The 15,461-nt window shown below is 60.7% G+C and carries 14 protein-coding genes; 11 read left to right on the forward strand and 3 right to left on the reverse strand.

Translation table 11 applies throughout. From position 1 onward, the window contains the following. The first annotated feature begins 49 nt into the window (after window positions 1–49). The 5 genes from phnL to phnP are packed head-to-tail and all read left to right on the forward strand — an operon-like array spanning window position 50 to window position 3,606. A complete protein-coding gene (gene phnL, locus C3F35_RS10115) occupies window positions 50–730 on the forward strand; it encodes a phosphonate C-P lyase system protein PhnL (protein WP_032616075.1) in 681 nt (226 codons plus the stop codon). Next, window positions 727–1,863: an alpha-D-ribose 1-methylphosphonate 5-triphosphate diphosphatase gene (phnM, locus tag C3F35_RS10120; RefSeq protein WP_103793097.1), complete on the forward strand. Its 1,137-nt coding sequence runs from the start codon at window positions 727–729 to the stop codon at window positions 1,861–1,863. The genes phnL and phnM overlap by 4 nt, the downstream gene beginning before the upstream one ends. Then, the gene (phnN, locus tag C3F35_RS10125; protein ID WP_103793096.1) at window positions 1,860–2,411 is read left to right on the forward strand and encodes a ribose 1,5-bisphosphokinase; all 552 of its coding nucleotides are present in this window, start codon (window positions 1,860–1,862) and stop codon (window positions 2,409–2,411) included. The genes phnM and phnN overlap by 4 nt, the downstream gene beginning before the upstream one ends. Continuing rightward, a complete protein-coding gene (gene phnO / locus C3F35_RS10130) occupies window positions 2,404–2,838 on the forward strand; it encodes an aminoalkylphosphonate N-acetyltransferase (protein WP_059308930.1) in 435 nt (144 codons plus the stop codon). The genes phnN and phnO overlap by 8 nt, the downstream gene beginning before the upstream one ends. A gap of 9 nt (window positions 2,839–2,847) precedes the next feature. Beyond that, entirely contained in the window at window positions 2,848–3,606 is a 759-nt protein-coding gene (gene phnP, locus C3F35_RS10135) for a phosphonate metabolism protein PhnP (protein WP_103793095.1), read from the forward strand. A gap of 1,527 nt (window positions 3,607–5,133) precedes the next feature. On the opposite strand, the gene yjdP is transcribed toward phnP, so the two are convergent. Next, the gene (gene yjdP, locus C3F35_RS10140) at window positions 5,134–5,454 is read right to left on the reverse strand and encodes a DDRRRQL repeat protein YjdP (protein ID WP_032616058.1); all 321 of its coding nucleotides are present in this window, start codon (window positions 5,452–5,454) and stop codon (window positions 5,134–5,136) included. 72 nt (window positions 5,455–5,526) lie between these two features. Next, window positions 5,527–7,809: a hybrid sensor histidine kinase/response regulator gene (locus tag C3F35_RS10145; protein WP_077226948.1), complete on the reverse strand. Its 2,283-nt coding sequence runs from the start codon at window positions 7,807–7,809 to the stop codon at window positions 5,527–5,529. A 405-nt stretch (window positions 7,810–8,214) separates the two neighbouring features. On the opposite strand from C3F35_RS10145, the gene C3F35_RS10150 reads away from it, so the two are divergent. The 6 genes from C3F35_RS10150 (at window position 8,215) to C3F35_RS10175 (ending at window position 14,521) form a co-directional block, all read left to right on the forward strand. Continuing rightward, the gene (locus tag C3F35_RS10150; RefSeq protein ID WP_032616054.1) at window positions 8,215–9,729 is read left to right on the forward strand and encodes a sugar ABC transporter ATP-binding protein; all 1,515 of its coding nucleotides are present in this window, start codon (window positions 8,215–8,217) and stop codon (window positions 9,727–9,729) included. A gap of 2 nt (window positions 9,730–9,731) precedes the next feature. Beyond that, window positions 9,732–10,727 (forward strand): ABC transporter permease subunit, encoded by a 996-nt coding sequence (locus tag C3F35_RS10155; RefSeq protein WP_032616052.1) that lies wholly within the window; start codon window positions 9,732–9,734, stop codon window positions 10,725–10,727. Window positions 10,728–10,881: 154 nt separating this feature from the next. Next, window positions 10,882–11,823, forward strand: coding sequence for an ABC transporter substrate-binding protein (locus tag C3F35_RS10160; protein ID WP_059308932.1), 942 nt, complete (start codon window positions 10,882–10,884; stop codon window positions 11,821–11,823). Between the two features lie 130 nt (window positions 11,824–11,953). Then, window positions 11,954–12,640: a D-lyxose/D-mannose isomerase gene (locus C3F35_RS10165; RefSeq protein WP_103793094.1), complete on the forward strand. Its 687-nt coding sequence runs from the start codon at window positions 11,954–11,956 to the stop codon at window positions 12,638–12,640. 10 nt (window positions 12,641–12,650) lie between these two features. Further along, entirely contained in the window at window positions 12,651–13,511 is an 861-nt protein-coding gene (locus C3F35_RS10170) for a ketose 1,6-bisphosphate aldolase (protein WP_059308934.1), read from the forward strand. Then, on the forward strand, window positions 13,508–14,521 hold the full coding sequence (locus tag C3F35_RS10175) for a carbohydrate kinase family protein (protein ID WP_104456749.1): 1,014 nt from the start codon (window positions 13,508–13,510) through the stop codon (window positions 14,519–14,521). Before C3F35_RS10170 ends, C3F35_RS10175 begins: the two co-directional genes overlap by 4 nt. On the opposite strand, the gene C3F35_RS10180 is transcribed toward C3F35_RS10175, so the two are convergent. Then, entirely contained in the window at window positions 14,518–15,249 is a 732-nt protein-coding gene (locus C3F35_RS10180; RefSeq protein ID WP_032616044.1) for a response regulator, read from the reverse strand. The two genes, C3F35_RS10175 and C3F35_RS10180, sit on opposite strands and share 4 nt — an antisense overlap. Window positions 15,250–15,461 lie beyond the last annotated feature (212 nt).

Here is a 15,461-nt window from a genome sequence, read left to right on the forward strand (position 1 = left end):
GCCGGGTGGCGGCTGTGGCTTACCCGGCAATCGGACCCAGGAACCTATTATGATCCGCGTAGAAAACGTCAGTAAAACCTTTGTGCTCCACCAGCAAAACGGCGTCCGCCTGCCGGTGCTACAAAATGCCTCTCTGGAGGTCAACAATGGCGAATGCGTGGTGCTGCACGGCCACTCCGGCAGTGGAAAATCCACGCTGCTGCGCTCCCTGTACGCCAACTATCTGCCTGACGAAGGGCACATTCATGTCCGTCACGGCGATGAATGGGTGGATCTGGTGCAGGCCCCAGCGCGCAAGGTGCGGGATGTCAGGCGCACCACCATCGGTTGGGTGAGCCAGTTTTTACGGGTCATCCCGCGCGTCCCGGCGCTCGAAGTGGTGATGCAGCCCTTGCTGGATCTTGGCGTACCGCGCGAGACCTGCGCCGCCAAAGCTGCCAGCCTGCTGACGCGTCTCAACGTACCGGAGCGCCTGTGGCATCTCGCCCCTTCGACCTTTTCCGGCGGCGAGCAGCAGCGGGTAAACATCGCCCGCGGCTTTATCGTCGACTACCCGATTTTACTGCTCGATGAACCGACCGCCTCGCTGGATGCGAAAAACAGCGCGGCGGTCATTGAACTGATCGAAGAGGCCAAAGCGCGCGGCGCGGCGATCGTCGGGATCTTCCACGACGATGCAGTGCGGGATCGCGTGGCGGATCGACTGCACCCGATGGGGATCACCGCATGATCGTAAACAACGTAAAACTGGTGCTGGAAAACGAGGTCGTTGACGGCTCCATCGAGGTTCAGGACGGCGTCATTCGGGCTTTTGCCGAAACCCCGAGCCGCTCGCCACAGGCGATGGACGGCGACGGCGGCTGGCTGCTGCCGGGGCTGATTGAGCTGCACACCGACAACATGGACAAATTCTTCACCCCGCGGCCAAAGGTGGACTGGCCGGCCCACTCGGCAATGAGTAGCCACGACGGGATGATGGTCGCCAGCGGGATCACCACCGTGCTGGACGCGGTGGCGATTGGCGACGTGCGCGACGGCGGCGACCGTCTGGAGAATCTGGAGAAGATGATCAACGCCGTGGAAGAGACGCAAAAACGCGGCCTCAACCGCGCCGAGCATCGTCTGCATCTGCGCTGCGAGCTACCCCATCACACCACCCTGCCGCTGTTCGAGAAGCTGGTAGGCCGCGAGCCGGTGACCCTGGTGTCGCTGATGGATCACTCCCCCGGCCAGCGCCAGTTCGCCAATATCGAAAAGTACCGCGAATATTATCAGGGAAAATACTCTCTCAATGACGAGCAGATGGCGCGCTACGAAGAGGAGCAACTGGCGCTGGCCGCCCGCTGGTCGCAGCCCAATCGCCAGGCCATTGCCGCGCTGTGCCGGGAGCGCCACATCGCCCTGGCCAGCCACGACGATGCCACGGCGGATCATGTGCTGGAATCACACCAGCTCGGCAGCGTGATCGCCGAATTCCCCACCACCTTTGAGGCCGCAGAAGCGTCCCGCCAGCACGGGATGAACGTCCTGATGGGTGCCCCTAACATCGTGCGCGGCGGATCGCACTCCGGCAACGTGGCGGCCAGTTCGCTGGCATCGCTCGGGCTGCTGGACATTCTCTCCTCCGATTACTATCCCGCCAGCCTGCTGGATGCGGCGTTCCGGGTGGCCGACGATACAGGGAACGGCTTTACCCTGCCGCAGGCGATCCGTCTGGTGACAAAAAACCCGGCGCAGGCCCTGAACCTGCACGATCGCGGGGTGATTGGCGAAGGCAAACGCGCGGACCTGGTGCTGGCGCACCGCAAAGGCGAGCATATTCATATCGACCACGTCTGGCGTCAGGGAAAACGGGTGTTCTGATGGGAAGAGTGATCTGGTTAATGGGGCCGTCCGGCTCCGGTAAAGACAGTCTGCTGGCAGCATTGCGCCAGCAGACACACCCGCAGCTGCTGGTGGCGCATCGCTACATTACCCGCCCCGCCAGCGCGGGGAGTGAAAACCACATCGCCCTCAGCGAGCCAGAGTTTTTTACCCGCGCAGGGCAGCAACTGTTTGCCCTGAGCTGGCACGCTAACGGCTATTATTATGGGGTGGGCCTGGAGATCGACCTGTGGCTACACGCGGGGTTTGATGTGGTCGTGAACGGTTCGCGCGCGCATCTTCCACAGGCTCAGGCGCGTTATGCCGGGGCGCTGCTGCCCGTCTGCCTGCAGGTGTCGCCAGACATTCTGCGCCAGCGCCTGCAACGCCGTGGCCGGGAGAACGCCAGAGAGATCGACCTGCGGCTGGAGCGCGCCGCGCGCTACACTCCGTCCCACTGCCCTGTCCTGAATAACGACGGCAGTTTGCTTCAGTCCGTCGATAACTTTCTTTCACTGATCCACCAGAAGGAGAAAAACCATGCCTGAGTGTGAGTTGCGTCCCGCCACTGCGGAGGACGTTGACGCGGTATACGGCCTGATTTGCGAACTAAAACAGGCCGAGCTGGACAGATCGGCTTTTCACGCCGGTTTTGCGGCCAACCTGCTGGATCACAACATGCGTTACCAGTTGGCCGAACAGAATGGACACATTATCGGCATGATCGGCCTGCATATGCAGTTTCATCTGCATCATGCCAACTGGATCGGCGAAATTCAGGAGTTGGTCGTCATGCCGCAGGCGCGGGGACTGAGGGTGGGTAGCCAGCTGCTGGCCTGGGCCGAGGAATTTGCGCGCCAGGCTGGCGCAGAGATGACAGAGCTTTCCACCAGCGTAAAGCGCCTCGACGCGCACCGCTTTTACCTTCGTGAAGGGTACACACAGAGCCATTTTCGCTTCACCAAACCGCTGTAAGGGGACGCTATGAGTCTGACCATTACGTTAACAGGCACCGGCGGTGCCCAGCTGGTGCCCGCTTTTGGCTGCGACTGTCCGGCCTGCCGTCGGGCGCGTTTGCAGGACGACTATCGTCGCCGTCCCTGTAGCGCGGTGGTCAAATTCAACGACGCGATCACGCTGCTGGATGCGGGGATCCCCCACCTGATGGACGACTGGCCCGCGGGCAGTTTTCAGCAGTTTTTGCTCACTCACTACCATATGGATCATGTCCAGGGGCTGTTCCCGCTGCGCTGGGGCGTGGGGGCGACCATCCCGGTATACGGCCCGCCGGACGAGGCGGGCTGCGACGATCTGTTTAAACATCCTGGCATCCTCGACTTTAGCCATACGCTGGAGCCATTCGTGGTGTTTGAACTCCAGGGCCTGCGGGTCACGCCGCTGCCGCTCAACCATTCGAAGCTGACGTTTGGCTACCTGCTGGAGAGCGCCTACAGCCGGGTGGCCTGGCTTTCTGATACCGCCGGGCTGCCGGAGAAAACGGTGAAGTTTTTAGTTAACAACCACCCGCAGGTGATGGTGATTGACTGCAGCCACGAGCCGCGGGACGAGACGCCGCGCAACCATTGTGATTTGAATACCGTTGTTGCGTTGAACGCGGTGATCGGGTGTCCACAGGTGATCCTGACCCATATCAGCCATCAGTTTGACGTGTGGATGATGGACAACCCGCTGCCAGAGGGAATCGAGGCGGGGTATGACGGGATGGTACTGATGCTGGATTAAGGTTTCTCCCTCTCCCCGTGGGCTGAGGGATCCCCAGTCATTTGCCCTTAAAGCAATAAAATAATCACAATATTTTAAACGACTTACAGCGACTCCCCTGTCCGGCTGAAAATCGACGAAGCGTTTCCGGAAGGCCGGGGCGAGGCGCAGGGACGCGCCGAGAGGGCATAGCCTGCAGGGATGCAGGCTGGTGCCCGACCCGAAAGCCTGGAGGAATAAGCTGAGTGCACCGCGACGCGGCGATTTTCTTTGCCGGGAGCCGGGATTGTGAAGGGGGCGGCGGCGAGCCCTCTTCACACGTTCACGGGTGACGCGGCTGGCAGAGAAGTGCAGAACCTAAGGTGAACGGAACCGCCACCTGAGTCGCATGTTCCCCCTCACCCCAACCCTCTCCCCAAAGGGGAGAGGGAGCCGACCGTGCCCATTTTTTATGGGGGATCCCTCAGCCCAACCCTTTCCCCAAAGGGGAGAGGGAGCCACATTCACGGGTGACGCGGCTGGCAGAGAAGTGCAGAACCTAAGGTGAACGGAACCGCCACCTGAGCCGCATGTTCCCCTCACCCCAACCCTCTCCCCAAAGGGGAGAGGGAGCCGACTGTGCCCATTTTTTATGGGGGATCCCTCAGTCCAACCCTTTCCCCAAAGGGGACAGGGAGCCACATTCACGGGTGACGCGGCTGGCAGAGAAGTGCAGAACCTAAGGTGAACGGAACCGCCACCTGAGTCGCATGTTCCCCTCACCCCAACCCTCTCCCCAAAGGGGAGAGGGAGCTGACCGTGCCCATTTTTATGGGGGATCCCTCAGCCCAACCCTTTCCCCAAAGGGGACAGGGAGCCACATTCACGGGTGACGCGGCTGGCAGAGAAGTGCAGAACCTAAGGTGAACGGAACCACCACCTGAGCCGCATGTTCCCCTCACCCCAACCCTCTCCCCAAAGGGGAGAGGGAGCCGACTGTGCCCATTTTTTATGGGGATCCCTCAGTCCAACCCTTTCCCCAAAGGGGAGAGGGAGCCACATTCACGGGTGACGCGGCTGGCAGAGAAGTGCAGAACCTAAGGTGAACGGAACCACCACCTGAGCCGCATGTTCCCCTCACCCCAACCCTCTCCCCAAAGGGGAGAGGGAGCCGACTGTGCCCATTTTTTATGGGGGATCCCTCAGTCCAACCCTTTCCACAAAGGGGAGAGGGAGCCACATTCACGGGTGACGCGGCTGGCAGAGAAGTGCAGAACCTAAGGTGAACGGAACCACCACCTGAGCCGCATGTTCCCCTCACCCCAACCCTCTCCCCAAAGGGGAGAGGGAGCCGACCGTGCCAATATCTGGAGAGGGGGCCGACCGTGCCAGTATCAGGAGAGGGGGCCGACCGTGCCAGTATCAGGAGAGGGGGCCGACCGTGCCAGTATCAGGAGCGGGAGCTGACCGTGCCAGTATCAGGAGAGGGGCCCGACCGAGCCTATTTTTTGTGGGGAGCCCTCAGCCCAGCGGGAGAGGGCCGGAGTCAGGGCATCAGGCCACACGTACTTAACGATCGTAATCATCCTCTAACCGCCGTTCGTCATCTTCCAGGCGACGCCGGTCTTCATCCAACTGGCGCTGCCGCTCATCCAGACGCTGACGCCGGTCCTCAAGCTGTCTGCGGCGATCGTCATACTGTCGGCTGTCGCTTTGACGCCGCTGATCGTATCGGTCATCGTCATCATTGTTGCGGCTGCTGTTAGGATTATAAGCGTCGTTGATCGCCTGCTGAATATTGCCAATCGCCTCATCTACGATGTCGGCATGCGCCAGCTGGCTGGTTAAAGAGAGCAGACCAAATAACAGAGCGGTGGAGTAACGTTTCATAAAGCCAGTCTCACAGCGGTTGAGCTGGCTTTACGGTAATGAACGGCAGGTAGCGCGAGTAGCGGAGGAATCTCAAATTCTGACCGCTTTTTGCAGCGCCTGCGCCAGCTGCTCGCGGGTAAAGGGTTTACGTAATAGCGCCACGTCCGGCAGTTGCGGGTTATGCGCAGGACGCAGATCCTGACCGCTGATGAGCAGCACCGGCAGATGCGGGAAATGCTGGCGCACATGCTGAATCACCTCGGCGCCGCTCAGATTGCCGGGCAGCATTAAATCGCTGATAAACATCTCAATATCCGCAGAGGCATTCAGCATCTGCAGCGCCTGTTCGCCGGTCTCGGCCTCCAGCGTCAGGTAGCCCAACTGGTGCAGCTGTTCGCACAGCGTCTGCCGGACGTCGGGTTGATCGTCCAGCACCAGCACCAACCGGTCGCCTGGCGGCAAGGCGGTGGTTGCCCCTGCTTCCGGCGCGGGTAACGCCTGTAGGGTGGCGCGCGGCAGATGCAGCCGCACGGTGGTGCCCTGCCCCGGCGCGCTTTCGATCTCTACCCGCCCGCCGGACTGGCGCACAAAGCCGTAGACCATCGACAGCCCCAGCCCGCTGCCGCTCCCGGTCTGTTTGGTGGTGAAGAACGGTTCAAAGACCCGGGACTTTATCTCCTGCGACATCCCGCTGCCGTGGTCGATCACCTCCAGCGCCACCATGTCCTGCCTGCGCCCGTCGCTGCGGGTCACGCGCTGGTTCCAGGTGCGAATTTTGATCGTCCCACTTTGCCCTTCCATTGCATCGCGGGCGTTCATGACCAGGTTAATGATGGCGTTTTCCAGCTGGCTGACGTCAATCCACGCGGACCATGCCGGGGTTTGCGCTTCGATATCCAGCACAATCGTTGCAGGCAGGGAGTGGCGCATCAGCTCGGCCAGGTTTTCCAGCAGGGGCTTCATCTCCACCGCGTGCGGGTTCAGGGACTGCTTGCGGGAAAACGCCAGCAGACGCTGGGTCAACAGCGCTCCGCGTTCGGCGGCCTTCAGCGCGCGGCCGATGCGCGGGGCATCCGGCGAATGGGGATCGGCCAGCTCCAGGCTACCGATGATCACCGCCAGCAGGTTGTTGAAATCATGCGCCAGCCCGCCCGTCAACTGCCCGACGGCCTTCATCTTCTGGCTGTGCAGCAGCGCTTCTTCCAGCCCCTGACGTTCGAGGCGATCCACCTCCATCTGCGAGGTTTTTTCTTTCAGCAGCCGGGTGGTGTGCTCCAGCGAGGCGGTATTACGGGCAAAGACGTTAAATGCCCGGGCCAGTTCGCCCAGCTCATCCCGGCGTTGTAGCGCAGGCACCGAGACATCCTGTTCGCCGTGGGCCAGCCGCGACATCGCCCGGGAGATGGCGGTCAGGTTGGTGCCCAGGTTGCGGTAGATATACCAGCAGGCAAAGGCGGTGATGATCAGCGCCAGCACGGCAGATACCGTGATAAAGACGCTGATCGAGCGCAGCTCCTGATGGCTCTCGGCGGTGCGCTGCCGGGAGGCCTGCGCCACCTGCTCCACATACTGATTGATATCGCTGTTTAAGATCGCCACCAGCGCCTTGATGTGGAACATATACCAGCTGATCGCCAGATCGCTCTCTTCCAGCTGCCCGGAGAGCGGGCCGAGCTTGTTCAGCTCGGCGTTGAAATCGGGCAGCACGAAGCTCACCGCAGGCTGTATGGCCTGGCGGGGCAGCATCGCCGTTACCGTATCCAACTGCTGAATAGTCGCGCGCGGCGAGGGGGTTTCGATGGCGGCGGCAATCAGCCGGTCCATCTCACTGAGCAGCCGGGCGTCGGGCAGGTTACTGGCGTAGCGACGGTTAATGTCCTGCAGATGGCGAAGATAGCTCTGGCTCTGGTAGAGCGAACTGAGCAGGGCGTTACGCTCCAGGTGGCGTCGCTGCCCGCGCTCCAGCATGCCGGTCACGCTTTGCTGTAACGCATTGCTGCGCTGGATGATCCTCTTCACCAGGGCTGGCTCCTGCTGCGCCAGTGGCGCATCGGCCAACTGTTCCAGCGCGTGAACCAGTGCCGTCTGGGTCTGTTTCAGGCGGTTGGCTTCGTCTTTATACTCCAGCGCCCCTACCACCTGGGATAGCCTGACTGCCGCCGTCGCCACGTTGGCGGTTTCACGCGCCAGGTTCATGCTGCCGGTCATGTCGTCCAGCGTCTGACGCTGTACCTGCTCCTGGATATGGCTGGCATGGCGGAAGCCCAGCACCGCCACGCCGCTGACCATTAAGGTTACCGCTACTACCAGTAGATTAAAGATCAGCAGGCGACCACGTGCACTGGCGAAGAAGGGGGGACGGCGTGAGGGCATTTATGTCAGCTCCTGTGCGGTTTGAGGCTCTTACCCCTCACCCTAACCCTCTCCCCAAAGGGGAGAGGGAACAGTGACTCCCCGCCAAAGGGAACAGGGAACAGTTAACCCCTTCCACAAAGGAGAGCGTGAACAGTTACACCCTTCCTCAAAGAAGAAAGGGAACAGCCCCCTTTTCCCACAGGCCAGAGTGGACTGTACGCCCTTTCCCCAAAGGGGAAAGGGAACCGTTACTCCCTCTCCCCTTTGGGGAGAGGGCCGGGGTGAGGGGAGAAAGCGATTCAGTGGCGTAACTGTGATCCACATTAACTATTCATAACTATGACAAATATGAACGACTTCTGACATTTTGCATTTACCGGGATGTGATGAAGTGCGGATATCGAACGTCACAGGAGATCCGCCATGAGCAGAACCCCGGTTTTAGAGATGCGCAACATTGCCAAAACCTTTGGCAGCTTTCACGCGCTGAAGGGTGTGGATCTGACGGTCTACCCCGGCGAGATCCACGCCTTAATGGGCGAAAATGGCGCCGGAAAAAGCACGCTGATGAAGATCCTCGCCGGGGCCTACATCGCCACCAGCGGCGAGATCCTGATCGACGGCAAGCCATTTAACATCAAAGGCCCGAAAGATGCCCTGGCGGCTGGTATCACCCTGATCTATCAGGAGATGCAGCTCGCCCCTAACCTCACCGTGGCAGAGAACATTTTCCTTGGCAGCGAGCTGTCACGCGGTGGGCTGGTGCAGCGCAAAGAGATGGCGGCCCAGGCGCAGGCGGTGATCGATCGTCTTGGCGCCCATTTCAAAGCCACCGACCTGGTGATGAAGCTGACCATCGCCGAGCAGCAGCAGGTGGAAATTGCCCGCGCGCTGCACCGCAACAGCCGCATTCTGGTAATGGATGAACCCACCGCCGCCCTCTCCTCACGCGAGACCCACCGTCTGTTCGAGCTGATTTTGCGCCTGCGCGACGAAGGGATGGCGATCATCTATATCAGCCACCGCATGGCCGAAGTCTATGAGTTATCCGACCGGGTTAGCGTGCTGCGCGACGGGCAGTACGTCGGCAGTCTGACCCGCGACAAGCTCAACGCCTCTGAACTGGTGCGGATGATGGTCGGGCGGCCACTGAGCGATCTGTTCAACAAAGAGCGCGATATCCCGCTCGGCAGCCCGCGCCTGAACGTCCACCACCTGACCGACGGCGGCAAAGTGCAGCCCTGCAGCCTGCAGGTGCGCTCCGGCGAAATCGTCGGCCTTGCCGGGCTGGTAGGTGCCGGACGTTCCGAACTGGCGCAGCTGATTTTCGGTGTGCGTAAGGCCACGGGCGGAATGATTGAAGTGGATGGCGAGCCGGTGGTGATCCACTCCCCGCGCGCCGCCATCGACCACGGGATTGGCTTTTTAACCGAAAACCGCAAGGAGCAGGGGCTGTTTCTGGAACTGGCGGCACAGGAGAACATCACCATGGCGACGCTGGAGCGCGACGCCACCTTTGGCATGCTGAATCGCAAAAAAGCGCAGTCCATCTCCGATGACGCCATCGCCCTGCTCAATATTCGCGTCCCGCATTCCCAGGTGCGGGCGGGCGGTCTCTCCGGCGGCAACCAGCAAAAGCTGCTCATCTCCCGCTGGGTGGCGATCAGCCCACGCATTCTGATCCTCGACGAGCCGACCCGCGGCGTGGACGTGGGTGCCAAAAGCGAGATCTACCGGATCATGAACCAGATGGCGCGCAAAGGGGTGGCGATCCTGATGATCTCCAGCGAACTGCCGGAAGTGGTCGGCATGAGCGATCGCGTGTATGTCATGCGCGAAGGGAGCATTGCCGGTGAACTCCATCGGGCCGATATCACACAAGAAAACATCATGACGCTGGCGACCGGCGTTAACGACTCTCATCATCGGGCGGTATAATCATGACGCAACCAAACACTCCGCAACAGGTGGCCAAAGCGGCCTCTGCCAAAAAAATGCTGATGGGCGATCTGATGCAAACCATCGGTATCCTGCCGATATTGATCCTGATTGTCGCGGTATTTGGCTTTATCGCGCCAAACTTCTTTACCGAAAGCAACCTGCTGAACATTACCCGCCAGGCGTCGATCAACATCGTGCTGGCGGCGGGGATGACCTTCATTATTTTGACCGGCGGTATCGACCTCTCGGTCGGCTCGATTCTGGGTACCACCGCGGTGGCGGCGATGGTGGTCTCGCTGATGCCGGAGTTGTCCATGCTCTCGGTGCCAGCGGCGTTGATGCTCGGGCTGGTGCTCGGCACCTTTAACGGGGCGCTGGTGGCCTTTGCCGGGCTACCGCCCTTTATCGTCACGCTCGGCACCTATACGGCGCTGCGCGGCGCGGCGTACCTGCTCGCCGACGGCACCACGGTGATCAACTCCAGCATCAGTTTTGAATGGATCGGCAATAACTATCTCGGGCCGGTGCCATGGCTGGTGGTGATTGCCCTCGCGGTGATCGCGGTCTGCTGGTTCATCCTGCGCCGCACCACGCTCGGGGTTCATATCTACGCGGTAGGCGGCAACATGCAGGCCGCGCGCTTAACGGGCATCAAGGTCTGGCTGGTGCTGCTGTTTGTCTACGGCATGAGCGGCCTGCTCTCGGGCCTCGGCGGGGTGATGAGCGCCTCGCGGCTGTACAGCGCCAACGGCAACCTCGGCACCGGCTATGAGCTGGACGCCATCGCGGCGGTGATCCTCGGCGGCACCAGCTTTGTCGGCGGGATCGGCACCATCACCGGCACGCTGGTAGGCGCGCTGATTATCGCCACCCTTAACAACGGCATGACGCTGATGGGCGTCTCCTATTTCTGGCAACTGGTGATCAAAGGGGCGGTGATCATCATTGCGGTGCTGATCGACAAATACCGTACCCGACACCATCAAAGTGCATAACAACAATATTTCCCTGAATCATTCTGGTCGCAGGAAGGCGGCAAGTGTATGAATCCCGATGCGCTGACTGTCGTCAGTGATTCGGGTGAATGCGCGCAGCCAACGCATCTGCGGCCAGAAGGATGACGGGAAAACCCTACGTGAGGAATACAGCATGAGATTAAAGCCATTAGTTACCGCGCTCTGTGCTGGCGCACTGCTTGCAGCAAGTCCGTTTGTCCAGGCCAAAGAGCTGAAGTCCATCGGCGTGACGGTGGGCGATCTGGCCAACCCGTTCTTTGTGCAGATCACCAAAGGCGCGGAGCTGGAAGCGCGCAAACTGGCGGGGGATAACGTGAAAGTGACGCTGGTGTCCAGCGGCTACGATCTCGGCCAGCAGGTTTCTCAGATTGATAACTTTATCGCCGCGAAGGTCGATATGATCATTCTTAACGCCGCGGATTCAAAAGGGATCGGCCCGGCGGTGAAGCGCGCGAAAGACGCCGGGATCGTGGTGGTGGCGGTTGACGTCGCGGCAGAGGGTGCCGATGCGACCATTACCTCCAACAACACCCAGGCCGGTGAGATGGCCTGTAAGCTGATCACCGACCGCCTGAAAGGCAAAGGCAACGTGGTGATCATCAACGGACCGCCGGTCTCTGCGGTACAAAACCGCGTGGAAGGTTGCCAGACTGAATTCAAGCGCCACCCGGATATTAAAGTGCTCTCCTGGAACCAGAACGCCAAAGGCAGCCGTGACGGTGGGCTGGAGGTAATGACCTCCCTGCTGGCCGCCAATCCGAAGATCGACGGCGTGTTTGCCATCAACGATCCGACCGCGATCGGTGCCGATCTGGCAGCAAAACAGGCGCAACGTAATGAGTTCTTTATTGTGGGCGTCGATGGTTCGCCGGATGCCGAAGAGGCGCTGAAGCGCGAAAACTCCCTGTTTATCGCCACCCCGGCGCAAGATCCGCAGGTCATGGCGGCGAAAGCGGTTGAGATCGGCTATGACATATTACAGGGCAAACCCGCGCCGAAAGAGCCCGTGCTGATCCCGGTGACGATGATCGATAAGAGCAACGTCGGCAATTATAAAGGCTGGACGGTTAAGTAAGCCTTGTGCGGCCTGATGCCCCTCCCCCCGGCCCTCTCCCCATAGGGCAGAGGGTGTTCAGATTCCCTCTCCCCTATGGGGAGAGGGTTAGGGTGAGAGGTAATATTTGCACATCACTCAAGGAGTCATTATGAAACGCTCCGAAATTAACGAGATCCTCGGCCACACACGACAGTTTTTCTCGATGCACGATGTGCATTTACCCCCCTTTGCCAGCTTCCCCCCTGGCCGCTGGCAGCAGCTTTACGCCGATGCCTGGCAAGAAGTGTTCGACCTGCGGCTCGGCTGGGATGTGACCGCCTTCGGCGGCGATAACTTTGCGACGCAGGGCTTAACCCTCTTTGCCCTGCGCAACGGCTCTCCCGGCGGCAAACCCTGGAACAAATGCTATGCCGAGAAGATCATGCACGTGCGTGAGGGCCAGGTGACGCCGCTGCATTTTCACTGGCGCAAACGCGAAGACATCATCAACCGCGGCGGCGGGAACCTGATTGTTGAGCTGTGGAATGCCGATGAGCATGAACAGAAAGAGGCTGGCGATATCAAGGTCGCCATTGATGGATGCCAGCAGACCCACGTGGCAGGCAGCCATATCCGCCTCGCACCGGGGGAGAGCATCTGCCTGCCGCCCGGCTTATACCACAGCTTCTGGGGTGAAAAGGGCTTTGGTGATGTGCTGGTGGGTGAAGTCTCGTCAGTCAATGACGACGAGACAGACAACCACTTCCTGCACCCTACCGCCCGCTATAACAATATCGATGAAGACGAACCGGCCGTGCTGGTCCTGTGCAATGAATACAGCCTGTTTCGCCTGTAAGGAGTGAATCATGCCGCTTATCTCTCTCGCCGACGGGCTGGCGCACGCCCGCGAACACCGTTACGCACTGGGGGCGTTTAACGTCCTCGACTCTCACTTCCTGCGGGCACTGTTTGCCGCGGCTCGCCAGGAGAATTCGCCTTTTATCATCAACATTGCCGAAGTGCATTTTAAGTATGTGTCGCTCGATTCACTGGTGGAGGCGGTGAAATTCGAAGCCGCCCGGCATGATATTCCGGTGGTGCTGAATCTCGATCACGGCCTGCATTTCGAAGCGGTGGTGCGGGCGCTGCGTTTAGGCTTTAGCTCGGTGATGTTTGACGGTTCCACCCTGAGCTACGAAGAGAACATCCGCCAGACGCGGGAAGTGGTGAAGATGTGCCACGCGGTGGGCGTGTCGGTGGAGGCGGAACTCGGTGCCGTCGGTGGCGATGAGGGCGGCGCCCTGTATGGTCATGCCGACGAAGCGCTTTTTACCGATCCGCTGCGGGCGCGGGAGTTTGTCGATCAGACCGGCATCGATGCGCTGGCGGTGGCGATTGGCAACGCTCACGGCAAGTACAAGGGCGAGCCGAAGCTCGATTTTGCCCGTCTTGATGCCATCCGGCAGCAAACCGGCCTGCCGCTGGTGCTGCACGGCGGGTCCGGGATCAGCGACGCCGATTTCCGTCGCGCCATTGAACTCGGGATCCACAAAATTAACTTCTACACCGGCATGTCGCAGGCGGCGCTGGCGGCGGTGGAACAGCGGATGGCCAACCGACAGCCGCTGTACGATGAGTTTGCTGAACTGCTGCTCGGCATCGAAGAGGCGATCACCGACACCGTGGCCGCGCAGATGCGCACCTTTGGCAGCGCGGGGTACGCATGATGGAACGCCGGGGGATTATCGCGGCGGGCAACATGCTGGTGGATCATGTTCATCAGATTGTGCAGTGGCCCGAGCGCGGCTGGCTGGCGGAGATCACCCACAGCGAGCGCGCCACCGGCGGGGCACCGCTCAACGTCTTGTTGACCCTGGCGAAAATGCGTGCCGGGCTCCCGCTGCAGGCGGTGGGACTGGTTGGGGACGATCACGACGGGGATTACATTCTCGCTATGCTCGACCAGTATCACGTCAACCGCCAGCGGGTGCAGCGCACCACGTTTGCCCCTACCTCCATGTCACAGGTGATGACCGACCCCAGCGGCCAGCGCACCTTTTTCCACTCGCCGGGGGCCAACCGGCTGCTGGATCTGCCCGCCTTTGACCGGCTCGATCAGAGCATGAAAATCTTCCATCTGGGCTATCTCCTGCTGCTGGACAGCCTGGATAAGCCGGATGATGAGTACGGCACCCGCAGCGCGCGCTTGCTGGCGCAGATGCGCGAGCTGGGGTTCCAGACCTCTCTCGACCTCGTGTCGCGCAAGGGCGATCCGCGCTATCAGCCGCTGGTGCTCCCTGCCCTGCGCCATCTCGATTATCTGGTGATCAACGAGCTGGAGGCGGGCGAGTTCAGCGGCCTGCCAACGCGCGATGACCAGGATGGGCCCGCGATCGCCAATATTGCCGCGGCGGCGGCAGAGCTACTGGCGGCCGGGGTGAAGGCGCGGGTGGTGATCCACTGCCCGGAAGGGGCCTGGGGACAAGAGCCGGGCGAAGAAGGAGGCTGGATCCCTTCGTGGCGGCTGAGTCAGGAGGAGATCGTCGGCAGCGTCGGCGCGGGGGATGCCTTCTGCGCGGGTTTTTTGTATGGCTGCCACGACTCGCTGTCGCTGGCGGAGAGCATCCGCATGGCGCATGCCTGTGCGCGGGCCAGCCTGCTGGCGGCCAACGCCATCGACGGGGCAAAAAACCTTGCGGAGTTACAGCACTTTATCGAGGAGAATCCGCTGGCCTAGGCCGCCCTGTCACCGTGCAGCACGTCGGCGGCAAAGACATAGCCCAGCCCACGGATGGTTTTGATCAGCAGCGGCTGATGGGGGTTAATTTCAATTTTGCGTCGCAGGCGCATGATCAGCACATCAATGGTGCGATCGAACACCTCCGCGCTTTCGCTGTGGGTCAGCTCCAGCAGCTGCTCCCGGCTGAGTACCCGACGCGCGTTTTGCGTCAGCGCCAGCAACAAACCGTACTCGCCCTGGGTCAGGGCGACCACGCCGCGCCGGGCGTCGATCAATTCACAGCGGGTAGTGTCCAGCGTCCAGCCGTTAAAACTGATCCCGGCTGCCCGCACGGCCACCGGCTCTGCCGCCAGCGCACCGGTGCGGCGCAGCACGGCTTTGACGCGCGCCACCACCACCCGGGGGTTGAAGGGTTTACCAATGTAGTCGTCGGCGCCCATCTCCAGGCCGACCACCACGTCCGATTCACTGCCCAGGCCCGTCAGCATGATCACCGGCAGCTCGGGGCGCTGCTTTTGCAACTGCTGTAGCACCTGCAAGCCATTGATATCCGGCAGCATCATATCCAGCAGCACCAGCGCGATCTCCGGCGCTTGCTGCGCCAGACGCAGGGCATCCTGGCCGTTATGGCACACATGGACAGTGAAGACGTGCTCATTGAGGACGTCCTGCAACAGTTCGCAGACCGCGGTGTCGTCATCGACCACCAGAATTGCTGGTTTCATACTGGATTCCATCAGGGAGATAGTGATCAGTCTGGCCCATTATGTGCAAGGCTCCAGCCAAAACGTCCTTTCCCTTGCGGATCTTCAACCGCCGTCACATCCCCATCGCTTTCGCCGTCGCATTTTTTGACGTGGGCCTGTTTTCTGTCAGGGTTTTGACCCGAATTCACCCGTAAAGTCAGGGCAATCCCACAATAAGAATGTGGCCTGCA

The sequence above is a fragment of the Leclercia sp. LSNIH3 genome (genome assembly GCF_002935105.1).
Taxonomy (GTDB): domain Bacteria; phylum Pseudomonadota; class Gammaproteobacteria; order Enterobacterales; family Enterobacteriaceae; genus Enterobacter; species Enterobacter adecarboxylatus.